Below are 22,510 nucleotides of genomic sequence, written 5' to 3' on the forward strand. Positions count from 1 at the left end.
AAAGATAAAGTGAATGCTTTGTCTTTTTAATATATTTCAAATCACATTTCAGGAGGAAGATATTATGTCTTTAATCGGAAAAGAAGTACTGCCATTCGAAGCAAAAGCTTTCAAAAACGGTGAATTCATCGATGTAACAAACGAAGATTTGAAAGGTCAATGGAGCGTTTTCTGCTTCTACCCAGCAGATTTCTCTTTCGTATGCCCGACTGAACTTGAAGATCTTCAAGGACAATACGCTGCACTGAAAGAATTAGGTGTTGAAGTATACTCTGTTTCTACAGATACTCACTTCGTACACAAAGGCTGGCATGACAGCTCTGAAAAAATCGGCAAAATCACTTACGCAATGATCGGTGACCCATCTCAAACGATCTCTCGCAACTTCGACGTTCTTGACGAAGAAAGCGGACTTGCTGACCGCGGAACATTCATCATCGATCCGGATGGCGTCATCCAAACAGTTGAAATCAATGCAGGCGGTATCGGCCGTGACGCAAGCAACCTTGTAAATAAAGTAAAAGCAGCTCAATACGTTCGTCAAAACCCAGGTGAAGTCTGCCCGGCTAAATGGGAAGAAGGCGGCGAAACACTTACACCTAGCCTTGATCTGGTAGGTAAAATCTAAGGAGTGCATTCAATTGGTACTTGATGCAAATATCAAAGCACAATTAAATCAATATATGCAGCTAATTGAGAACGACATCGTTCTCAAAGTAAGCGCCGGTGACGATGACACGTCTAAGGACATGCTGGCTCTCGTTGACGAGCTGGCTTCCATGTCATCTAAAATTTCAGTTGAACAAGCTGAATTATACAGAACACCAAGCTTCAGCGTTAATCGTGCAGGAGAAGACACAGGCGTTACATTCGCCGGTGTTCCTCTCGGCCACGAATTTACTTCATTAGTGCTCGCATTGCTTCAAGTCAGCGGCAGAGCGCCTAAGGTTGATCAAAAGGTCATTGACCAGATTAAGAACATCAGCGGAGAATACCGCTTTGAGTCTTATATCAGCCTGACGTGCCACAACTGCCCTGATGTCGTCCAAGCACTAAACATGATGAGCGTGCTTAACCCGAATATCACACATACAATGATTGACGGCGCGGCATTCAAAGAAGAAGTTGAAAGCAAAAACATCATGGCTGTTCCGACTGTTTTCTTAAACGGTGAATCTTTCGGCAGCGGCCGTATGACCCTCGAAGAGATTCTCGCGAAATTGGGCAGCGGCGCAGATGCATCTGAGTTTGCTGACAAAGAGCCGTTTGACGTTCTTGTTGTCGGCGGCGGACCGGCCGGCGCAAGCGCGGCCATCTACACGGCGCGTAAAGGCATCCGCACAGGTGTCGTCGCTGAACGCTTCGGCGGTCAGGTACTCGACACCATGAGCATCGAAAACTTCATCAGTGTCAAAGCGACTGAAGGACCGAAGCTCGCTGCAAGCCTTGAAGAGCACGTGAAAGATTATGATATTGACGTCATGAATCTGCAGCGCGCGAAACGCCTTGAGAAAAAAGACCTCTTCGAACTTGAACTCGAAAACGGCGCTGTCCTGAAAAGTAAAACAGTGATCCTGTCAACAGGTGCCCGCTGGCGCAATGTCAACGTACCTGGTGAGCAAGAGTTCAAAAACAAAGGTGTCGCTTACTGCCCGCACTGTGACGGACCATTGTTTGAAGGCAAAGACGTAGCGGTTATCGGCGGCGGAAACTCCGGAATCGAAGCGGCGATTGACCTTGCAGGTATCGTCAATCACGTGACTGTGCTGGAGTTCGCGCCTGAACTGAAAGCAGACGAAGTTCTGCAAAAACGTCTCTACAGCCTGCCAAACGTGACTGTACACAAAAATGCACAAACAAAAGAAATCACAGGCGACCAAAACGTAAACGGCATCACGTATATTGACCGTGAAACAGGCGAAGAAAAACACGTTGAACTCCAAGGTGTATTCGTCCAAATCGGTCTCGTGCCAAACACAGAATGGCTAGACGAAACTGTCGAACGCAACCGCATCGGCGAAATCATCGTCGACAAGAGCGGCGCGACAAGCGTTCCCGGCCTATTCGCCGCAGGGGACTGCACAGACGGCCCGTACAACCAAATCATTATCTCAATGGGATCAGGTGCAACCGCCGCTTTAGGCGCATTTGATTATTTGATCCGGAACTAGTTCCCAAAGACGCTATACTGCTTAAACGGCAGTATGGCGCTTTTTTATGTTACAGCCCATATAAATAGGACTTCACATCAGGACCGACAAACGCTTTCCATATGATCAAATTGTACGGATAGGACCAGTTAATATCCTGCCGTGACTCATCAAACATTTGATGCAGCCGGTTGCTGTTAAAAATGATCGACCCTTTTTGATCGAAAGCCACTCCGTCCACCCAAAGCATTCTGTCATCCGAGACGAACTGATGAAAGCTGTTATCTTCTGGCTGGTAAACGCCAATGCCTTTCCCCTCAAGCATGGTGTAAAAAACATTTCCCTGATGATCAGCATGCATACCATCAGTCGTCGTACCCTTGCTTCCCACCGCTCGAACGGACCTCGAAATCACTTCCAGAGGCGTTTGAAAATCCTGCAGGAGAGATGTATCAATCGCATATAAATTCCGTCCCGTGACCTGACAATAGTAAAGAACCGTCCGTTCTCCGGACAGTGCGATTCCATCCGCTCCGATCTTTACCGGCTTGTTTGTAAACACCGGCCGGTTATCAATCTCAAAATGAAATCCCGGAAAGTCCTGCGTGCTGAAATGCCGGTCAAGCACGCGCCGGAAAGTCCTTGTTCTTATGTTAAACACAATGATTCCCCCATCAAGCGGATGGTCCGGCCAGCCATTACCCGAATCCGTGATATAGACAAACCCATTTTTATTGTCAACGACAACATCATTTAAGAAAGACGTACGGTAATTGGCAATCTCATTCGGAATCTGAATTGAATCGATCAGCTGATTGCGGTCTAAATCAATGATCACAAGCTTCTGTGAGCCTTCCGGTGACCTTTCATAAGCAATTTTCCCTTGGTCAAGAATCCACATCCGATTGTATTCATCAATCTCGTACCCCAAGACGGACTGAAGAACAGCCGGGTTTCCAGCCCGATTCCACTCCCAGCTTGGAAAGGCCTCTAATAACGGCTTCCCGTCTTTTATCACAATCTTGTTCAAGGTAGCCGGAACACCGTGAGCCCAGCGGGGAACCGACACATAATAATGCCCCTGCCGATCCATTTTAATGCCGGCCGGCATACACTTTTTCCAATATTCCTTTTTGTAAAATTCTTTTTTCATCTCATCATTCGGAAAATCCCAATCTAAATGGTTCCAATGAAATATCATTTCATAGTGTCCTCTTCTGCCCGGCAGCGTCCCGTATTCTCTTAATAGATAGGAATCAGCATAAGCGGGGTATGACGATTGTCCATTCATGTACGAATTGTTTTCCATGACTCCATTCCTCTCGTTCTATATCTACATTAAATATATGCCTATAAAAGGAAACGGTTAATTAAAAATAAAGACGGCATACTGCATGCAGTACACCGTCTTTTTCAAGAGATTTAATTTGACTCATCATGTTCTTGTTGCCCTGTTTTTTCTCATCCAATATAAAATAAATAATCCAATAAACCACAGCGGCGTCAGCAATAAGGCCGGGCGCGTCGCATCCGCAAACAGCATAATAACCAGAATGACCGCAAACAGTGCCAGAACAACGTAATTGATAAACGGCGCAAACGGCGCTTTGAATGTTGATGCCGCGTGTAAGTCCGGCCGGGTTTTCCTGTATCTGATATGGCAGACAAGAATCACACCCCACACCCAAATGAAACAAATCGCGCTGATGGTTGTCACGATGCCAAAGGCTTCTTCCGGAATCAATTTGCTTAAAAGTGCCCCTGCTGACAGGACAATGACCGACACCCATAACGCGCGGCTCGGCACATGATTTTTATTCAGCTTCTCGAAACTTGCCGGCGCCTGTTTCGTTTTGCTTAAGTTATACAAAATCCGGCTTGTTGAAAACATTCCGCTGTTACAAGCAGAAGCGGCTGACGTTAATACGACGAAATTAATGATTCCCGCGGCCAGCGGAATGCCGACTAAGCTGAAGGTCTTCACAAAAGGACTTTCCGCCGCATTCAGCTGCGTCCAAGGGTTAATACATAAGAGGATGATCAATGCCCCGACGTAGAAAAATAAAATACGCAAAGGAATTTTATTGATCGCGGACGGAATGTTTTTTTTCGGATTTGATGTTTCCGCTGCCGACACACCGACTAATTCCACACCGACATAGGCAAAGATCACCATCTGGAACGAAAGCAAAAAGCCTGAAAATCCGTTTGGAAACAAGCCGCCGTGCACCCACAGATTCGCTGCTGAAACCGTTCCAGTATGCGTTTTGAACCCAATCACCAGCAAAATCACCCCGATGACGATTAACGCGAGGATCGTGATCACCTTAATTAAAGCGAACCAAAACTCCAATTCTCCAAAAATCTTGACCGTTAACAGATTAAGCCCCAATAAAATGAGCAAACAGATCAGTGCAGGAATCCACTGCGGAATATCAAACCAATATTTCACATACACACCGACGGCGATCACATCCGCCATAGCCGTCATAATCCAGCAAAACCAATAGGTCCAGCCGGTGACAAACGCTGCCCGCGGCCCTAAATACGCCTCGGCGATATCCGTTAATGATTGGTACCCCGCTTTAGATAAAAGCAGTTCTCCCAGCGACCGCATAACGAAAAAAAGCGCAATACCTACAATAAAATACGCAAAGATGATAGAAGGACCCGCCAGCTGAATCGCCTTACCGGACCCTAAAAACAACCCGGTGCCGATCGTGCCGCCAATGGCGATAAGCTGCACATGCCGATTCGATAAGTCCCTCTTTAGCTCTCGCTGTTCCACATCTGACTCCTCCTTACTTTTTTATGAACGACGAGAAAATAAAGCCAATAAAAAAAGAGATTGGATGCCCTCCAATCTCATGGTCATAAGAATATCAAATTATATTTGCGCCGCTGACAATCAACAGCATGACAAATACATATTCGGTACTCTTCTGTCCTTTTGCCTGAGATTGTGAACCCTTCGGCGCCGCGGAAAATCCGCGGTCTCTCCAGAAGCCGCTCCTGCTGTAGTGCGACCCACAGCAATCATAGCCTGCTACGTATTGAGTTTCTGATAGAAAATACCTATCAGCTAACTTTTTATTTTAATAGAAGTCGAGTGGTTTGTCAATGGTCTTACTTACAGTGAACTCTAGTATTCTTAAACTCACCTATCCTAGCGGCTATATTTTCCTTTTCGAAAAATAACGGGGTTTAACTGGCACTGCTTATGGACAGAATAAGCTTAATCTCTCTTGTAAACCTTCTAAGACTTCTTTCGGTACTTCCCTGACCTTGATATCCTTACCTAGGAAAAGCAGCCAATTTGTTATTTCGGTCAATTCTTCGGGATTACTGACATTGATATAAGTCTCTAGAATGGCTGTGGTTTGATAAGGATTCGTATAGGAAATTGACATTTTTAAAGGATGATATTTTTTGAATTGGGCAATCGCCTTTGGACCAAGTTCAAGAACAAGGTTGATTACTTCTTCCTGCTCGCTTAGTTTCTCTAAAATCTTTTTCTTGCTTATTCTTTTTTTCGCAGAGTATGGTTTGACATTGGTAAGATTGTCCGCAGGGAAAATCCTCCTCTTCTCATCCTTTACATCAAAGCCTTCAATCAGCCAAAGGCCTTTTTCATGATAAGGGTGCAAGAGGCAGATTGGATAAGACTTTATTACCTTCTCTTCTTTGATGGTAATCCATAAATAGCTATCCGAAAGAAGTAGCTGGATGAGTTTTTCTAACATGGGATGGGGGAGATCTGAGAGCTCAAGCAGGTCGGGATTATGGGGGTTTGTCCCTTCAAAAAGCAAGATTTGATTTAAAAGAACCAGGGTCTCTTGCTGGCTTTCGGAGATAAGGCCCAGCAATTTTTCAGCTAAAGATTGACGGCTCTTTAGATAAGGGAGCTGTTGATTTCTTGTGGCCATAAACGCAATAAAAAGAGCTTTAATCTCATTATCGGTAAAGCGAACAGCGGGCAGGACAGAGTGGTTCATGACAAAATAACCGCCGCTCCTTCCAACTTCAGCAACAAGCGGCATCCCCATGGCTTCAATTTCTCTGATATCTCTAATAGCTGTCGAACGAGAGATATCAAATTCCCGCATGATTTCAGAAATTGTAAAGTGGGCGCGGTTGTTGATATACCGCATGATAATATTAATCCGTTCAACTTTTTTCATCGGGACCTCCTAAACAGTATCATTTTTTGACATGATTTAAGGTTATTATAAACGCATCAATTGAAAAGACAAAAATCATTTGATTATTTTAAAAAGAGGAAGGTTTTGAATATGGAAAATTATACTCTGGAAGAAAAAGACGGATTTACCGTTTTTGGTATTGTTACTGAGCTTAAGAGCGATTACACAGACTATGCCGGCATAAACAAGGAAAAGGCTGACTTTTGGGAAGCCGTCAAACAAGATGGAAGGCTTGACACCTTGAAAGCCATTGCCGCAAATGACTATATTTTTGCCGTGAACGAAGCGGTAAACAACAGGTTGATGCATTATGCTGGCGTGATGACAGAGGAAGAGGCGTCAGTGACCGGAGAAACCAGAGTCATCCAATTTCCTAAGGGGGAATATCTGGTTGTGAAAGGGGAAGGGAAGACGGCCGATGAATTGAGCAATAAGCTTACCGGCATTGCCTTTGGTCAGGTCTTGCCGGAAGCAAAGAATTTTGCCTATGTCGGCGGGCCGAATGCAACGGTTGAGATGGGGCAGCGAAACGGTTTAGTATTTGGTGAAATGTGGATTCCTGTTGTCAGGAAATAAAGAGATAAAAGGAGAGATGGAATTGTCATATATTGTTGATTTTAAAAATGTGTCTGCTGTTGGTTTAGAGTCTTCACCCGTGGCAGAAGCGCTTGCTGGTTTACGTGCTAATGAAGCCCGTTACTTAATGAACAAATACAAGCATGAATTTACGGTGGTACCAGCCGGCGAGTCCTGCGAGACCCTTGAGTATGTAAACCGAATTTTGAAAGAAGAACGTGATATTGAGTTTGCGGCCAAACCTTTAGAAACGTCGCGTTTCCAAGTGGAAAATATCAAAATGGCCTACGTCTTTTATGAGGATGGTCTTGAGGTCAACGTCATGTATACGGTTGATGACCCTAAGAAGCGTGCTGTTGGTTTTAAGCTTTCTGAGGGGATGGAAGTGCCAAAGGAGTTAGAAGGGAAGTTTAAGTTTGCCAGGCAAAAGTCTAAATTAGCCGGAACAATTCGGGGCTCGTTTTTTGTCATTAAAGGAGAATATTAAAGTACGCAAAAACAACTATTCATGCATCGAATGTTCATCTGGCATTCAAATTACAAAACAGCACCTCTCCATTAAATGAGAAGGTGCTGTTTTTTTCGCTTAAACTTGGGCTGAAATTATCAGCTTCGGCACGGCGAATTCCGCGGTCTCTCCAGAATCTGCTTCAAAGCAATCATAGCCTGCGACAATGCCGCCATTTCAAGGCCCTTGAAAACTATCTGTTTCATTCATCTCATTTCTGGAAAATGAGACAACCCTGTGATAGAAGGAAATATCCGATTCATGTTAAAGAAACCTTCTCCGCGGTCTGCCTTAAGCTTTCTCTCCGCTCATCTCGGCGCCTCTTGCCCTCGTTTTGATTGTCTCAAAAAGGCGTTATGCGGTACTATCATATAAGGTCTAATGATTTAATCATAATGTCATACTTTTAAATTGGGGTACAGTCAGGAAAATGCGGATTTACAACGCTAAGCCCATTTCCCCGACTATTCCCCCAGTTTTAACAACGTTAAGAAAGTTTCAAGGGTCTTAAAGAATCTAACGAGACCATTTTCTCCGAATTAAAATGGTATTCTCCAAGTAAATTAATATGTTCCCAACCTAGAGGTGACATATGGTGCAATAATTCTTCATTAAAACTACCTGACCGTTTTTGATATTCAACTGCCTTTGTTAGATGTAAAGTATTCCAGATACTGATGGCATTGATAATGATGTTTAAGGCACTGGCTCTTTGCAATTGATGCTGTATGGTTCGTTCCCTAAGCTCTCCTTGTTTTCCGAAGAAAATAGCTCTTGCCAGTCCATTCATGGCTTCTCCTTTATTCAATCCTTTTTGTATTTTTCTTCTTAATGATTCATCCGAAATATAATTCAAAATAAAGATCGTTTTTTCTATTCGGCCCATCTCACGTAAGGCTGTAGCCAAGCTGTTTTGTCTTGAATAAGAACCTAATTTCCCCATAATAAGGGATGCTGAAACTGTTCCTTCCCTTATAGAATGAGCTAATCGCAAAACATCCTCATAATTCTCTTTAATGACCTTTGTATTTATTTGTCCACGTAAAATGACTTCTAATTTTGGATACTCACTTGCCTTATCTATTGTAAATAATTTCGAGTCTGATAAATCTCGTATTCTTGGAGCAAATTTAAATCCTAATAAATGGGTCAGTCCGAATATTTGGTCTGTGTAACCAGCCGTGTCTGTATAATGCTCTACTATATTTAGATCCGTCTCATGGTGTAACAAACCATCCAAAACATGAATCGCATCTCTTGAATTAGTATGAATAATCTTTGTGTAATAAGAAGAAAATTGATCACTTGTAAAACGATAGATGGTGGCTCCTTTTCCAGTTCCATAATGTGGGTTTGCATCTGCATGTAGCGATGAAACGCCTATCTGCATTCTCATACCATCGGACGAGGATGTTGTACCGTCTCCCCAATAGGAGGACAATTGCAATTTGTGATGAAAATTTACTAATACGGCTTGGGCTTTATTCATTGCATCTTCATACATGCGCCATTGTGATACATTGGCCAATTGCTTATATGTAAGTCCGGGTGTTGCTTCAGCCATTTTGCTTAAACCAATATTCATTCCCATTCCTAAAAGAGCAGCCATAATAATAATTGTTTCTTCTTTATCCGGTTTTCGATTATTGGAAGCATGAATAAATTGCTCATGAAATCCTGTTATATAAGCAATATCCATCAGTAAATCGGTTAATTTTATTCTTGGTAGCATCTGATACAGGCTTGCGCTAAATTTTTTTGCTTCTTCTGGAACATCTTTTTCTAAGCGTTCAATTGACAGCTTTCCTTTTTCAAGAGAAACCCCGTCTAACTTGTTGGAATTGGTAGCTAACCACTTTAACCTTTTGTTAAGGCTGCTGGTTCTCTCCGTCATATAATCCTCGAATGATAAACTAACTGATAATCTTGTATTCTCCTTCGTTTGATTCCATGTATCTTCTGAAAACAAATATTCTTCAAAGTCTCTATATTGTCTGCTGCCAACAATGGAAACATCTCCTGCCCTAACATGCTCCCGAAGTTCTGTTAAAACAGCCATTTCATAGTAATGACGATTGATTGTTGTACCATCATCCTCGTATAAATGCTTTTTCCAACGTTTTGAAATAAAATCCACAGGTGAGTTATCAGGCACTTTTCGCTTTCCGGATTCGTTCATTCCACGGATAATCTCAACAGCTTGTAAAAGTGGCTCATTTGCTTTTGTAGAATGAAATTCCAATACCCTTAATAGCGTTGGCGTATATTTTCTAAGTGAATAAAATCGTTTTTGCAGTAAGTCTAAATAATCATAGTCGTCAGGGCGTGCAAGCTCCTGAGCTTCTTCGACCGAAGAGACAAAAGAATTCCATTCGATAACGGATTCTAAAACCTCAAAAACGTCTAATTTTTCCTTTTTTGCTTTGATTAAAGCTTGTCCGATGTTCGTAAAGTGTATAACTTTCTCATTCAGCTTTTTACCGTTTTGTTTCTGAATTTCCTCTTGAGCCTTACGGCCTTTTGATAACAGACTAAGTATTTGTCTATCATGAATTTCAAAAGCTTTATCCGTTAACTCTTGAGTAAGATGTAATAAATAGACGGTTAATATCGAATATCGCTTATTTTCTTGAAAGTCACGGAATGCATATGGCTCATATCTTGAGCCTAAGCGAGATAGTTGAAACAGGCGATTGCGATGCAAATGACTAATTTGTACCGTTTCTAATTCCATTCCTCGTATGTATTCGAGTCGTTCTATTACTTTTAGAAATGTTTCGGGTGAAGGATGACCCGGCGGTTCCTTTAACCAACCCAATATCGTTTTATTGGATTCGGATGGATGCTGCGAAGTAATGATCTCTTCAAGCTTTCCTTTTTGTTCATTTGTAAGAGATTGACTAACAGTATTAAACAGTTTCTTTTCAGCCATTGCCCTTGCCTCCCACACCATTCTTTCAAGTGTAGTAATAGCAGGCAGTATGATTTTGTTTTTTCTTAGAAAATCTATACATTCATGTAGTAGATGTATGGCATCGCCATTTTCAAAAGCTAATTGATGAAGATGCTTAAATGCTATTCGATATTCTCTTAGAGTAAAAGTTACAAAGTCGTATTCACTTCGAAGTTCTTCCAAATGATCCCAAAGTGTATTTTCTCTTTGAGGATAAAGACTAATCGAAGATGGAGTGGCACCGATTTGTTTCGATATATAATGTATGACTGATTCCGGGATGCTTTTGATATGAGTGTATGGCCAACCGGGATACCGAAGAACAGCTAATTGAACAGCAAACCCTAAACGGTTTTCTTCTCTCCTTCGCTTATTAACTATTTCTAAATCCCGTTTGGAAAAAGTGAAGTAGGTCCCCAATATCCATTCATCTTCAGGGATTTGCATAAAATCCTGCCTCTGTTCCAGTGTAAGCAATTCTCTACCTCTCGCAATTTTCATTCAGTATCATCCCATTTCCATAATTATTCAGTTAATTAGTTCAATTATATATCAATAGAGTGTACTCTATTGATACAAGTATAGTAGACTGATAAAATCATAGTTAAGAGTGTCTCATAAGACTTGTCTCAAAAACGAGGTGAAATTTTGCAGAAAATCGGTTATGTACGCGTCAGTTCGACTAGCCAAAATCCTTCAAGGCAATTTCGGCAATTGAACGAAATTGGAATGGATATTATTTATGAAGAAAAAATTTCAGGAGCCACAAAAGATCGTGAACAACTTCAAAAAATGTTAGAGGATTTACAGGAAGGTGACATTATTTATGTTACAGATTTAACTCGGATCACTCGAAGTACGCAAGATTTATTTGAATTGATTGATTTAATACGAAATAAAAAGGCAAGCTTAAAATCACTTAAGGATACATGGCTAGATTTATCAGAAGATAATCCATATAGCCAATTCTTAATTACGGTAATGGCTGGTGTTAACCAATTAGAGCGAGACCTTATTCGTATGCGTCAGCGTGAAGGAATTGAGCTCGCAAAGAAAGAAGGGAAGTTTAAAGGACGGTTAAAGAAATATCATAAAAATCACGCAGGAATGAATTATGCAGTAAAGCTATATAAAGAAGGAAATATGACTGTAAATCAAATTTGTGAAATTACAAATGTATCTAGAGCTTCTTTATATAGAAAGCTATCGGAAGGAAAAAAATAAGCATTCATTACTTATATTAAAAATTTCCGGGGATTGTGAAACAACGTACCTAACCAAGCAGGCTATTTCTATAAGGAAGTATCAATATTTGTTTATCTAACTAGGCACGATCATCAAAGGGTTCCGAGTACATTTTAACGGAGATATACGCTAAACTCAGATTTAAAGCAAGGCTGTATTTTTCGAGAACACTTTTAAAAAACAACCTTAGTCACAAAGGAAGGTTGTTTTTATAAAGTCATGGTCTAATTAAAACAATTGCTGTCCCAAGAGCATACTTGAGACTGTAAAGGCACCAGCAGGTGGTAAAACATTAGTATATATGGGAGGTCCCAAACGGGTTGTAAAGGTTGTAGCAATCCAATTTCCGTATTCACCAGCCAGCAAAGAGGGAGGTTTCATTATAAACCGTCCACTTAAAATGAAATGCCGAATGCTTATAGCGGTCTCATCAATTATTGTCAAGTTGCCAAAAAAGGAGGCATATGGTGAATCGAAACTTATTTGTTTAGCGCTTTCGTCCCAATACCCATTAATCGGAATAGGTATACCACGAAAATTAACTGTACCTACTACTTTGTTGTCTACAATGGAATCAATGGTAAGTATACCTCTAATAATGGATCTCCCCGCAATAGAAGCATCAATCCCCCATACGGATGGAAAGGGGATACTAACTTTGGCTGTCTTTGGAATTTTCAAAATTAACCTCTCCTTGATTATTTTATGTATGGATTGAGTTGTATTTAATCATAATCCTGTAGTAATGATACAGTATATGCACAGAGAATCACTTAGGTGTTTTGTTAAGAAAGAAGCATCAATAATCAATCAGCCTACTGTCTAGATGAACAAGAGTTTGCCTGACCCACGAAAAATATGGAACATTAATTGCTGCTCATACATATGGTCTCTACCAGTTTGAAACAATTATGTATCCAATTTTTTTATCAATTCTATTAGATAGCATACTAATATTTACTTTCTGTTTTTTGTTGTCTTGCCTTCCAGAATATAAAAGAATTTTTCCCTTTCACATCTTCAACTTTTAATTTGACAATGTCACCTACCTGTAATTCTGTATTAATCCCCATCAAATATAGCTATACATCTCTTTCGCCCAATCTCGGATTTTTGGTTTCCTTTTTTTCTCCCAGTTTAATCCCAAGTTTTATTTCTTCAATGTCCTTTTTTGGTTTTAACGTTAAACGTTGAAAGGATTTCCTTTTTTGTTTTGTTGTCATTTTTTCACCTTCTAAAATGTATGAAAAATTTGATGTTTAATAACAAAACAGTTCCTTTTTATGTATTAGACAAACCTTAATACGGCGACAAATGCATGCGTTTATCTTTGTTATTACATTTTCAATGTTAAATACCCATAAATAGGATGATTAAGAGGGAGAAACTCTTAAAACTTTGGGACAATATCCGAAAAATGGGAAAAATATTAGTCCTTTCAGGAAATACAATCATCTTATTTTATAAAGGTAGGGGTGTAAAAGAAATTGAAGTTGAGAAAAGAAAAAATGAAAAGTTATAAGAGCTATTGCTGTCAACGAGAAATAGAAGAAATGATGGGGATATGGAAAAGGGGTTATTATCGAAAAAATGGAGCTATACGTCAAAAATAATTTAGATTTAAATTTCCCAAAAATCATTGAATAAAAAATTCTCCATAAAGCAAAATAAAAGAGTAAAAAAAAATTCAAGAAGGAGGAAATTATCATGACAGTAATAAATGACGTTAAAACAGCTCTAGCAGGATTGAAAAGTGCTCAAGCAAGTTTTGAAACATTTGCTCTTAGTACAGATAATCAACAAGCTAAGCAACTTTACCAAGATGCAGCTAAGCAAACCCAATCCGTTGTAGACAGCATTGAACCACGTGTTCAACAAATCGAACAAGAAGAACCTCAATACAAACAACAGTAATTAGTAAGGCGAAAAAAGGTTGGCCTCTTAACCAACCTTTTTCAGCTGTTCAAATAATGGAAAAACATGGAGGTGATTTTTTTGAAAGATAAAATAACCACATTGAAAAACCTACTTTTTATTATAATGGTCATTGGTTTCGCATCAGGATGTAATGGTAATCAAAATGAATTTATTCAAGGTAATAGTACTTTTGGTATTTCGCAAGTACATACAAGTAAGCCAATTGATCAATCCGTTGCCAATCATGCGAAAGAAAAGATAATTGCCAAGGAAGATATTACAGACGTAAAAGCTGTGAATACTGATAAAGAGCTTATGGCAGCGATTAAAGTTGAGAATTTTGATCGATTTCGATTAAAGAGTATCGAGAAGTCAGTAAAATCCGACTTAGAAAAAAAATATCCCGACTATAAAGTTTTTGTTTCGACTGATAAAAAAATATTCTGGGAACTTGAAAAGGTCGAGCAAAGACTGAAAAAAAACGATATGAATAAGAAGAACTTAAAAAATGATTTGAACAAACTGAAAAGTCTTATGAAGGAACAAACCTAAAGAGGAAGGATCGAGTTATGTCTAACAATCAAAAGAAACAACTTACTCCTGTGCAACAGGAATATCAAAAATTGCAAAAACAACGAGAGATCAAAAGACCGGTTGTTAAAAATTGTATTAAGGCCTTTTTAATCGGTGGACTTATTTGTTTGATTGGTCAGCTTATTTCAGACTTTTACATTTATTATTTCGATTTTACTGAGCAAACGGCCGGAAATCCGACGGTGGGTACGTTAATTTTTATTACAATGCTTCTTACTGGTTTTGGCGTATATGATCGAATGGCCCAATTTGGTGGGGCTGGAACAGCTGTACCTGTAACAGGTTTTGGCAATGCGGTTATATCGCCTGCCATTGAGCATCGAAGCGAAGGATTTGTACTGGGCGTAGGTGGCAACATATTTAAATTAGCGGGGGCGGTTATTTTATTTGGTGTTTTTTCTGCTTTTGTCATTGCCTTAATTAAAACCACTTTAATCCAGTGGGGTGGTTTATAATGCTAGCAGGTCATCGTACATGGATCTTCGAACAAAAGCCTGTCATTATCTCCACTGGAACCGTTGGTGGACCATTTGAAGCCAATGGTGCTATCCCAGATGATTTCGATACTCTTCATGCTGATTTATGGCTTGGGCAGGATTCCTATGAGAAAGCACATAAAATCCTTTTTGAAGAGGCTTGCCAAAAAGCCATGGAAAAAGGGGGCATACAAAAGGATCAAGTTCAATTTATCCTAGCTGGGGACTTAATCAATCAAATCACCCCAACAAGTTTCGCTAGCAGAACGATTGGAGCGCCTTATTTTGGCTTATTCGGTGCTTGCTCTACCTCGATGGAAGGACTGGCTCTAGGTGCTTATATTGTAAATACAAAAGGAGCGAAATATTTGTTAACAGGAGCTTCCAGTCATGATACAGCTGTTGAAAAACAATTTCGGTATCCAACTGAGTATGGTGGACAAAAGCCACCTACGGCACAATGGACGGTTACTGGTGCAGGTGCAGCCCTATTAAGTGATTCTGGGGAAGGACCTCATGTCACATCTGCCACAATTGGTCGTGTAATCGATATGGGATTGACAGATCCATTTAACATGGGAGGAGCTATGGCGCCAGCTGCGGTTGATACCATTGAAGCCCATTTAAAGGAACGAAATGTTGAGCCATCTTATTACGATTTAATTGTAACCGGTGACCTTGGCCAAATCGGACAGGAAGTGTCCATGGATCTATTTAAAAAGCATGGAACTCCTATTAGTGAAGAACAATACCAAGATTGTGGCCTTATGATTTATCGGGAAGGACAACCCGTTCTTGCAGGGGCAAGCGGTGCAGGCTGTTCAGCAACGGTAGTTTATGGGCATTTATTAAACCGCATGAAAAATGGTGAATTTAAACGCATGTTAGTTGTGGCTACAGGTGCTTTGCTTTCACCGTTGTCCTTTCAGCAAAATGAAACAATTCCTTGTATCGCCCATGCAGTGTCAATTGAATACGGAGGTGAACAATTAACATGATCTATTTTTGGGCTTTTGTCGTAGGCGGTTTAATTTGTATCATTGGGCAAATTATGTTTGATGTATTTAAATTGACACCAGGTCATACCTTAAGTGCTCTTGTAGTGATTGGGGCGCTTTTAGATGGATTTGGACTATACGAGCCTTTGATTGATTTTGCTGGGGCAGGGGCTACCGTTCCGATTACAAATTTTGGGAATTCGCTTGTTCATGGTGCGATGCAGGAAGCAGAAAAACATGGGTTAGTTGGTGTACTGACAGGAATGTTTGAAGTAACTAGTTCTGGTATTTCAGCTGCCATTGTTTTCGGCATGATAGGAGCTTTAATTTTTAAGCCAAAAGGATAAGGAGAATTAGGATGACAGTAGGATCAGATGTTAAACAGTGTTTTGCCAGTCTAAAAGGGGTAGAAGCAAGTCTCTCAAGTTTAGCATTACGGACTCTTGATGATGAATCGAAGCGAACTTTGCATGAGGCTATGATGGTAGTACACGAAGTAACAAAAGATTTAAAAAAAAGAGTAGGAGAACTAGAAGGAGAGGAACTTCAGTACAAAGGTTTCTAGAAAAACTATATTTACAGGAGGTGTAAGCAGTGCCTGAATGGTTAGATGTAGCTGTACGCTCAGCATTATTTGTTGCTCTTTTACTTTTCATTACAAAATGGTTAGGGAAAAAGCAAATTTCCGAACTAACTTTCTTTGAATATGTCACCGGTATTTCTATTGGGAATATTGGTGCAGAAGTGGCTATAGGACTTGAACGGAACATTTTTCACGGAATTATTGGAATTGTCATTTTTGCGGTTATTCCCTTTTTCGCTGGTTTAATTTCATTAAAAAGTAAACGTTTTCGCAATTTTATAGAAGGAAAAGCAACTGTATTTATCAAAGATGGGAAGATTATGGAAGATAATTTAAAAAAGGAAAGATATACGACAGATGAACTGTTAGATCTCCTTCGCAAGAAGGATGTCTTTCAAGTCTCTGATGTAGAATTTGCTGTTTTAGAGGCAACAGGTGATTTATCTGTGATGCTAAAGAAAGAAAATCAACCTTTAACAGCAAAGGATATAAACTTGAAGGTTGCTTCAATCAAGGAGCCTCAGACCATTATTATGGATGGTACAATAATGGATGAACCACTAGCCACGATTGGACGAAGTCGGGCTTGGCTACAAACTGAATTAGAAAAACTAGGGGTAACGATTGAAAATGTATTTCTGGGACAGGTTAATTCTTACGGAGAGTTAACGATTGATCTGTTTGACGATAAATTACAAGTCGCACCCCCACAAGAAAGACCCTTAATTCTTTCAACCTTGAAAAAATGTCAAGCAGACTTAGAACTATTTGCTCTTGGAACGGAATCAAAAGACGCCAAACAAATGTATAGGTTAAACAGTGAAAAATTACAAGAAGCCATTGATAAAGTGACCCCTATTTTAAAAGGATAAGGATTTAGCTTAGATTCATACATGACGAAAAAAAGATACCATTTTTAATTGAAATAAGTTTAAAAACCTTAGTCCAATTTCGGACTAAGGTGAATTTTTTTACGAGGTGTTAGAAGTGTCTATTTTTTTAGTTAAAGTTATTTTTATCTATATTGTGTTTATTGTAGCAGTAAATATTTTAGGGAAATCAGCTCTAGCCCAACTTACCCCTCATGATTTTGGAGCGATTCTTTTTTTATCTTAATCGAAAGTTAAAGGAAAGTAGATATCCTTTACCTGAGCTGTTGTCTAATTTAAGAACAACAGGATATCCGGATATTCACGATAATGAATATGCGATTTTGGAAGCAACAGGTGAAATTAGCATTTTTCCAAGAAAAGAATTAGTTCCTATTACTCCAAAAGATTTACATATGAAAGTGGAATACCGCGGATTACCCATAGCCGTTGTCATTGAAGGGAAAGTGCAAAAGCGTAAATTAAAATTTATCAACAAAAATGAAAAGTGGTTAAAGGAAGAACTAAAGGCAAAGGGATATCTTCAAATCAAAGATTTTTTTTATGCTGCTGTTAGAGATACCGATCATTCATTAACCATTAACAAAAAAGATGTTAACGACTAATTTTAAGACGATTTCCTCCCAATATAAATTAATGTTTTCTCTTATTTACTTCTTATTGCATTTACCACTTTCATTTTCCAAATTTATAAAAAATTATACCTATATTTAGGAATTTACCAGATGGTAATTTTCAAAATCACTAAGTCTCTAGTTAGGACAGTGCCCAGATCATTACGCCTTTCTTGATGTCAGAACTTTCCCAACCTTAATTCTCTTTTTTTCGTTCTTAATATCTTATACAAGTTCTTATAAAGGTAGTCCATAATATATAACAGACAATCCCTTCATATTCCATACGTATACTGGTTACATAGTTTGTACATGTTAAGAGTAACAGAAGGAGGGATTCCAGTTGGAGTGGATTTTTTATCTATACCTGTTAAATACGTTCTTTATCTTATTCATAGCAATTTGGGAAGTTCGTCGGCCTGCCAAGGCTTTGAATTGGATAATAATCGTCCTTTTTTTACCTGTCATTGGTTTCTGGCTATATCTTAGCATATCAAACCCTAGGTTTATTCATCGAAAAAGATTGACCTGTTCTAAAAATGAATCTAACAAATTACCTGAGACATTCGGTGCTTCAGCATCGGTAATTGCCAATGCTTTACGGCATTTCACTGTGAATGGGCTTCGAATGGGCCAAGTCCAAGTGTTTAACAATGGGATAGCAAAATATGATCAACTCCTTGTATCCCTGCAAAAAGCCCAAGAAACCATTGATCTGGAATATTTCATCTATCGGAACGACCAAATTGGTAATCGAATCACAGAACTGCTAATCGAAAAAGCATTAAATGGAGTGCAGGTTCGTTTTATGAGAGATAGCTTGGGGAGTTATAAATTCCCGCGTGAAAAAATCCGGCAGATGGTTGAAGCAGGGATAGAATGCAGGACAATATTTCCTCTGCGATTTCCCTGGATTTTGTCCAATTGGAATTATCGGGATCATTGTAAGATTGTGACGATTGACAGAAAGGAATCCTTTACTGGCGGTATGAACGTTGGGTATGAATATACAGGATTAAAGCCAGACGTAGGATTTTGGAGGGACACTCATTTGCAAATTATAGGGGAAGCAACAGGCGACTTGCAGACTGTTTTTGATGTTCATTGGGAAATCGCTGTGCCGGAAAGGATAAAATCAAAAACAAATTTGAAAACAAAATCAGAGGTAACGAAAATCAATTCAATCGGCAGAGCAGATCATTCCAAATGGTCAGCCGAATTGGGATCAGAGTTGAGCACCCTTGATGATAAAGAAATGGACATATCCGGAAAAACTAGGACATTGCATAAAGCGTATATCCATACGTTGGAAGGAAACCCTGGAATTCCTACCCCAGTCATTCGGCAAGCTTACTTTATATGTATAACACAGGCGACCAAGACTATTGATTTAACAACACCCTATTTTGTACCAGAAACGGATATTATCATGGCATTAAAGACAGCAGTAACTCGTGGTGTCCGTGTAAGATTGCTGGTTCCTCGCCACAATAATCAAAAAATCGTGGGTCTTGCAAGCCGTACTTATTACGGAGAACTTATAGAAGCTGGAGTTCAAATCTACCAGTACGACAAAGGAATGATACATGCGAAGGTGTTGACCATCGATGAGGAGATTGCTGCCGTAGGCTCAGCAAACTATGATATGAGAAGTTTTCGCCTGAATTATGAGGTGTGTCAAGTCGTGTACAGTGCTGATGTGGCAAGGGAACTCACAGAGCAGTTCGAGAGGGATCTTACTGATTCTGTACCATTAAGAATTGAAGACTTGTTGCAACGATCCCTGACCGAGCGCATTGTTGAACAGGGTGCTCGCGTGCTTTCTCCATTATTATAAGTTGAAAAAACCGGTATTATTTATCTTTCTGATTTTAATTAGCTTACATGTTGTAATATAAATATTTTAAAACATGAGGATTTTTGAAATCGAGTGAAATATAAAATGGAGGAATAAATTTTGGGTGAAGTTTTTTTGGGTTTACTGACAATCAAAGTCATAGTAGGTTTTGCAACTTTATTTTTTATCATTATCATAACAGGCAGAACATCCATCTATCAGTTAAACCCCGTTTCACTTAGTTTTTGTGTTAGTACTTGGAGATTTTTTAGGAAATAACATTTATGAAGATAAGGTAGGGATTTTTCATTTTTTATATGCCATCGGATTGTGGACGTTTCTTATGTTGGGAATAGAGTTTATGACTCTAAAAAATAAATCGACACGTTCTCTCTTATTAGGCAATCCTAACATCATCATTCGAGATGGTGTTATGGACAGAGATGTAAATCAAGTATTGAGTATACTCCGTCAAAATAATGTCTTTTCAGTTCGCGAAGTCAAATACGGTATATTGGAAGCTAATGGGCAAATAAGTTTATTATTAAAATCCAAGTATCAAAAACCAGATCTCAATCTTCCAGAAAGTCCAGTAGACCTCCCAACATCGTTAATTATAGATGGGGAAATTTTATGGGATAATTTACATGAACTCGGATTTGATCAACAGTGGTTAGATAACCAATTAACTACCAATGGATATGATAATGTAAAGCGTATACTTTACGCAGATTGGCGAGAGAGTGAAGGCATACATGTAAGTCCTAAATAAAATTTGTTAGGATAAGAGCACATCAATTTTCTTGGTGAATATAAACTTTAGTCTTCAACAATCAGGCGCTTTAATGAAGTAACTAAAGCCTAATTTTTCACTTATAACACCGAGAAATTAGACTTTTTATATTTTGGTTTCCTTAACGTTGTAAATCCGCATTTTCCTGACGCTACCCCAAATTCACCTTATCATGTAAATGCTCGTAAATAAAAAGGGGATGGACGAGATTGGAAACGAAATATTTAGATCTGCTCGCACAAAAATACGATTGTGAAGAAAAAGTGGTCACAGAAATCATAAATCTGAAAGCAATACTGAACCTGCCGAAAGGAACCGAGCATTTCGTCAGTGATTTGCACGGGGAGTATCAGGCATTCCAGCACGTGCTGCGGAATGGTTCAGGAAGAGTAAAAGAGAAGATCCGCGATATTTTCAGCGGTGTCATTTACGATAGAGAAATTGATGAACTGGCAGCATTGGTCTATTATCCGGAAGACAAACTCAAATTAATCAAACATGACTTTGATACAAAAGAAGCATTAAACGATTGGTATGAAGAAACGATTCATCGAATGATTAAGCTCGTTTCTTATTGCTCTTCCAAATACACCCGCTCCAAATTGCGCAAGGCGCTGCCTGCCCAATTTGCTTATATTTCTGAAGAGCTGCTGTACAAAACAGAACAAGCCGCCAACAAGGAACAATATTATTCCGAAATCATAGAACAAATCATTGCGCTCGGCCAAGCCGATAAGCTGATCACCGGTCTTGCATACAGCACGCAGCGATTGGTGGTCGACCATCTGCATGTTGTCGGCGATATTTACGACCGCGGACCCCAGCCTGATAAAATTATGGAAGAACTGATCAACTATCATTCAGTGGATATTCAATGGGGGAATCATGATGTTCTCTGGATAGGCGCCTATTCCGGCTCGAAGGTATGCCTGGCCAATATTATCCGCATCTGTGCCCGCTATGACAACCTGGATATTATTGAAGACGTCTACGGCATCAACCTGAGACCGCTCTTGAACCTGGCCGAAAAATATTATGATGATAACCCGTCTTTCCGCCCGAAAGCGGATGAAAACAGACCAGAAGATGAAATTAAGCAAATCACAAAAATTCATCAGGCGATCGCGATGATCCAATTCAAGCTTGAGAGCCCGATTATCAAGAGACGGCCGAACTTTAACATGGAGGAACGGCTGTTACTGGAAAAGATTGATTATGATCGAAATGAAATCACGCTGAACGGAAAAACATATCAACTGGAAAACACCTGCTTTGCGACGGTTAATCCAAAGCAGCCGGATGAGCTATTAGAGGAAGAAGCGGAAGTCATGGACAAGCTGCTGTTCTCTGTTCAGCATTCCGAAAAGCTGGGCCGCCATATGAACTTTATGATGAAAAAAGGCAGCCTTTACTTAAAATACAACGGCAACCTATTGATTCACGGCTGTATTCCTGTCGACGAAAACGGCAGCATGGAAACGATGATGATTGAGGATAAAGCCTATGCGGGCCGTGAGCTGCTCGATGTATTTGAACGGTTCTTACGGAATGCCTTCGCCCACCCGGAAGAAACCGATGATCTGGCGACAGACATGGTCTGGTATTTATGGACAGGCGAGTATTCCTCCCTCTTCGGAAAACGCGCCATGACGACCTTTGAGCGGTATTTCATTAAAGAGAAAGAAACGCATAAAGAAAAGAAAAACCCGTATTACTATTTGCGCGAAGACGAGGCAACCTGCCGAAACATCCTGAAAGAGTTCGGTCTCAACCCGGATCACGGCCATATCATCAACGGCCATACACCGGTAAAAGAAATCGAAGGCGAAGATCCGATCAAAGCAAACGGAAAAATGATCGTCATCGACGGAGGCTTCTCTAAAGCCTACCAATCCACAACAGGCATCGCCGGCTACACGCTCTTATACAACTCTTACGGCATGCAGCTCGTCGCCCATAAACACTTTAACTCAAAGGCCGAAGTGCTGAGCACCGGAACCGACGTCTTAACAGTGAAACGCTTAGTCGACAAAGAGCTGGAGCGGAAGAAAGTAAAAGAAACGAATGTTGGCGAGGAACTGCTGAAGGAAGTGGCTATTTTGGAGAAACTGCGGGAGTATCGGTATATGAAGTGAGAAATTTTCAGGGTTCAGAGGTGATTCTCTGGGCTCTTT

The 22,510-nt window shown here is 39.9% G+C and carries 21 protein-coding genes, 2 pseudogenes and 1 riboswitch; of the genes and pseudogenes, 17 read left to right on the top strand and 6 right to left on the bottom strand.

The genetic code is table 11. From position 1 onward, the window contains the following. The first annotated feature begins 64 nt into the window (after positions 1-64). Positions 65-628: an alkyl hydroperoxide reductase subunit C gene (gene ahpC, locus ACW5MY_RS18990; RefSeq protein WP_013354178.1), complete on the top strand. Its 564-nt coding sequence runs from the start codon at positions 65-67 to the stop codon at positions 626-628. A 13-nt stretch (positions 629-641) separates the two neighbouring features. Next, positions 642-2,171: an alkyl hydroperoxide reductase subunit F gene (gene ahpF / locus ACW5MY_RS18995; RefSeq protein ID WP_013354179.1), complete on the top strand. Its 1,530-nt coding sequence runs from the start codon at positions 642-644 to the stop codon at positions 2,169-2,171. A 49-nt stretch (positions 2,172-2,220) separates the two neighbouring features. Here the strand turns inward: ahpF and ACW5MY_RS19000 are convergent, their stop codons facing one another. The 3 genes from ACW5MY_RS19000 to ACW5MY_RS19010 all read right to left on the bottom strand — a co-directional run bounded on the left by ACW5MY_RS19000 (position 2,221) and on the right by ACW5MY_RS19010 (position 6,331). Beyond that, the gene (locus ACW5MY_RS19000; protein ID WP_289394041.1) at positions 2,221-3,459 is read right to left on the bottom strand and encodes an L-dopachrome tautomerase-related protein; all 1,239 of its coding nucleotides are present in this window, start codon (positions 3,457-3,459) and stop codon (positions 2,221-2,223) included. Positions 3,460-3,585: 126 nt separating this feature from the next. Beyond that, positions 3,586-4,938 (bottom strand): amino acid permease, encoded by a 1,353-nt coding sequence (locus ACW5MY_RS19005; protein WP_014471273.1) that lies wholly within the window; start codon positions 4,936-4,938, stop codon positions 3,586-3,588. Between the two features lie 144 nt (positions 4,939-5,082). Continuing rightward, a riboswitch (glycine riboswitch) is annotated at positions 5,083-5,163 on the bottom strand. Positions 5,164-5,368: 205 nt separating this feature from the next. Continuing rightward, the gene (locus tag ACW5MY_RS19010; RefSeq protein WP_013354182.1) at positions 5,369-6,331 is read right to left on the bottom strand and encodes a helix-turn-helix transcriptional regulator; all 963 of its coding nucleotides are present in this window, start codon (positions 6,329-6,331) and stop codon (positions 5,369-5,371) included. 111 nt (positions 6,332-6,442) lie between these two features. Here ACW5MY_RS19010 and ACW5MY_RS19015 point away from each other — a divergent pair, with 111 nt between their 5' ends. Together ACW5MY_RS19015 and ACW5MY_RS19020 are read left to right on the top strand one after the other, a co-directional pair. After that, the gene (locus tag ACW5MY_RS19015; protein ID WP_013354183.1) at positions 6,443-6,928 is read left to right on the top strand and encodes a GyrI-like domain-containing protein; all 486 of its coding nucleotides are present in this window, start codon (positions 6,443-6,445) and stop codon (positions 6,926-6,928) included. Between the two features lie 22 nt (positions 6,929-6,950). Further along, a complete protein-coding gene (locus ACW5MY_RS19020) occupies positions 6,951-7,415 on the top strand; it encodes a hypothetical protein (RefSeq protein ID WP_013354184.1) in 465 nt (154 codons plus the stop codon). 508 nt (positions 7,416-7,923) lie between these two features. Here the strand turns inward: ACW5MY_RS19020 and ACW5MY_RS19025 are convergent. Beyond that, positions 7,924-10,890 carry a Tn3 family transposase gene (locus ACW5MY_RS19025; protein ID WP_289394043.1) on the bottom strand — a complete coding sequence of 989 codons (2,967 nt, stop codon included), beginning with the start codon at positions 10,888-10,890 and terminating at the stop codon, positions 7,924-7,926. A 147-nt stretch (positions 10,891-11,037) separates the two neighbouring features. Here ACW5MY_RS19025 and ACW5MY_RS19030 point away from each other — a divergent pair, with 147 nt between their 5' ends. Then, positions 11,038-11,613 (top strand): recombinase family protein, encoded by a 576-nt coding sequence (locus ACW5MY_RS19030; RefSeq protein ID WP_001169292.1) that lies wholly within the window; start codon positions 11,038-11,040, stop codon positions 11,611-11,613. Between the two features lie 249 nt (positions 11,614-11,862). On the opposite strand, the gene ACW5MY_RS19035 is transcribed toward ACW5MY_RS19030, so the two are convergent. Continuing rightward, positions 11,863-12,315 carry a hypothetical protein gene (locus ACW5MY_RS19035; RefSeq protein ID WP_041481646.1) on the bottom strand — a complete coding sequence of 151 codons (453 nt, stop codon included), beginning with the start codon at positions 12,313-12,315 and terminating at the stop codon, positions 11,863-11,865. Positions 12,316-12,716: 401 nt separating this feature from the next. Then, a complete protein-coding gene (locus tag ACW5MY_RS19040; RefSeq protein ID WP_013354185.1) occupies positions 12,717-12,857 on the bottom strand; it encodes a hypothetical protein in 141 nt (46 codons plus the stop codon). Positions 12,858-13,341: 484 nt separating this feature from the next. On the opposite strand from ACW5MY_RS19040, the gene ACW5MY_RS19045 reads away from it, so the two are divergent. From ACW5MY_RS19045 to fbp, 12 genes and pseudogenes are all read left to right on the top strand, one after another. Further along, positions 13,342-13,548, top strand: a complete 207-nt coding sequence (locus tag ACW5MY_RS19045) for a DUF1657 domain-containing protein (protein ID WP_013352384.1) — start codon at positions 13,342-13,344, stop codon at positions 13,546-13,548. Between the two features lie 81 nt (positions 13,549-13,629). Next, positions 13,630-14,103, top strand: coding sequence for a YhcN/YlaJ family sporulation lipoprotein (locus tag ACW5MY_RS19050; RefSeq protein ID WP_009336487.1), 474 nt, complete (start codon positions 13,630-13,632; stop codon positions 14,101-14,103). Between the two features lie 17 nt (positions 14,104-14,120). Further along, positions 14,121-14,600 carry a stage V sporulation protein AC gene (spoVAC, locus tag ACW5MY_RS19055; RefSeq protein WP_013352385.1) on the top strand — a complete coding sequence of 160 codons (480 nt, stop codon included), beginning with the start codon at positions 14,121-14,123 and terminating at the stop codon, positions 14,598-14,600. Continuing rightward, positions 14,600-15,619, top strand: coding sequence for a stage V sporulation protein AD (gene spoVAD / locus ACW5MY_RS19060; protein WP_013352386.1), 1,020 nt, complete (start codon positions 14,600-14,602; stop codon positions 15,617-15,619). The genes spoVAC and spoVAD overlap by 1 nt, the downstream gene beginning before the upstream one ends. Further along, a complete protein-coding gene (gene spoVAE, locus ACW5MY_RS19065; protein ID WP_013352387.1) occupies positions 15,616-15,966 on the top strand; it encodes a stage V sporulation protein AE in 351 nt (116 codons plus the stop codon). Before spoVAD ends, spoVAE begins: the two co-directional genes overlap by 4 nt. Positions 15,967-15,977: 11 nt before the next feature. After that, positions 15,978-16,184 carry a DUF1657 domain-containing protein gene (locus tag ACW5MY_RS19070; protein ID WP_009336483.1) on the top strand — a complete coding sequence of 69 codons (207 nt, stop codon included), beginning with the start codon at positions 15,978-15,980 and terminating at the stop codon, positions 16,182-16,184. A 29-nt stretch (positions 16,185-16,213) separates the two neighbouring features. Further along, the gene (locus tag ACW5MY_RS19075; protein ID WP_061573669.1) at positions 16,214-17,074 is read left to right on the top strand and encodes a DUF421 domain-containing protein; all 861 of its coding nucleotides are present in this window, start codon (positions 16,214-16,216) and stop codon (positions 17,072-17,074) included. Between the two features lie 115 nt (positions 17,075-17,189). Next, positions 17,190-17,697 (top strand): annotated as a pseudogene (locus ACW5MY_RS19080) (DUF421 domain-containing protein). A gap of 352 nt (positions 17,698-18,049) precedes the next feature. Further along, positions 18,050-19,543, top strand: coding sequence for a phospholipase D-like domain-containing protein (locus tag ACW5MY_RS19085; protein WP_013352389.1), 1,494 nt, complete (start codon positions 18,050-18,052; stop codon positions 19,541-19,543). A gap of 247 nt (positions 19,544-19,790) precedes the next feature. Further along, a pseudogene (locus tag ACW5MY_RS19090) lies at positions 19,791-19,844 on the top strand (hypothetical protein); the annotation flags it as partial. Between the two features lie 60 nt (positions 19,845-19,904). After that, entirely contained in the window at positions 19,905-20,315 is a 411-nt protein-coding gene (locus ACW5MY_RS19095) for a DUF421 domain-containing protein (RefSeq protein ID WP_076983292.1), read from the top strand. Positions 20,316-20,545: 230 nt separating this feature from the next. Further along, positions 20,546-22,471: a fructose-1,6-bisphosphatase gene (fbp, locus tag ACW5MY_RS19100; protein ID WP_013354186.1), complete on the top strand. Its 1,926-nt coding sequence runs from the start codon at positions 20,546-20,548 to the stop codon at positions 22,469-22,471. Positions 22,472-22,510: the final 39 nt, after the last annotated feature.

The organism is Bacillus sp. Bwzl_19, from assembly GCF_054900515.1.

Coding starts and splice junctions, on each gene's coding strand:
- ahpC (WP_013354178.1), top strand. CDS start 65: ATGTCTTTAATCGGAAAAGAAGTACTGCCATTCGAAGCAAAAGCTTTC.
- ACW5MY_RS19000 (WP_289394041.1), bottom strand. CDS start 3,459: ATGGAAAACAATTCGTACATGAATGGACAATCGTCATACCCCGCTTAT.
- ACW5MY_RS19010 (WP_013354182.1), bottom strand. CDS start 6,331: ATGAAAAAAGTTGAACGGATTAATATTATCATGCGGTATATCAACAAC.
- ACW5MY_RS19015 (WP_013354183.1), top strand. CDS start 6,443: ATGGAAAATTATACTCTGGAAGAAAAAGACGGATTTACCGTTTTTGGT.
- ACW5MY_RS19025 (WP_289394043.1), bottom strand. CDS start 10,890: ATGAAAATTGCGAGAGGTAGAGAATTGCTTACACTGGAACAGAGGCAG.
- ACW5MY_RS19040 (WP_013354185.1), bottom strand. CDS start 12,857: ATGACAACAAAACAAAAAAGGAAATCCTTTCAACGTTTAACGTTAAAA.
- ACW5MY_RS19045 (WP_013352384.1), top strand. CDS start 13,342: ATGACAGTAATAAATGACGTTAAAACAGCTCTAGCAGGATTGAAAAGT.
- spoVAC (WP_013352385.1), top strand. CDS start 14,121: ATGTCTAACAATCAAAAGAAACAACTTACTCCTGTGCAACAGGAATAT.
- spoVAD (WP_013352386.1), top strand. CDS start 14,600: ATGCTAGCAGGTCATCGTACATGGATCTTCGAACAAAAGCCTGTCATT.
- spoVAE (WP_013352387.1), top strand. CDS start 15,616: ATGATCTATTTTTGGGCTTTTGTCGTAGGCGGTTTAATTTGTATCATT.
- ACW5MY_RS19070 (WP_009336483.1), top strand. CDS start 15,978: ATGACAGTAGGATCAGATGTTAAACAGTGTTTTGCCAGTCTAAAAGGG.
- ACW5MY_RS19095 (WP_076983292.1), top strand. CDS start 19,905: ATGACTCTAAAAAATAAATCGACACGTTCTCTCTTATTAGGCAATCCT.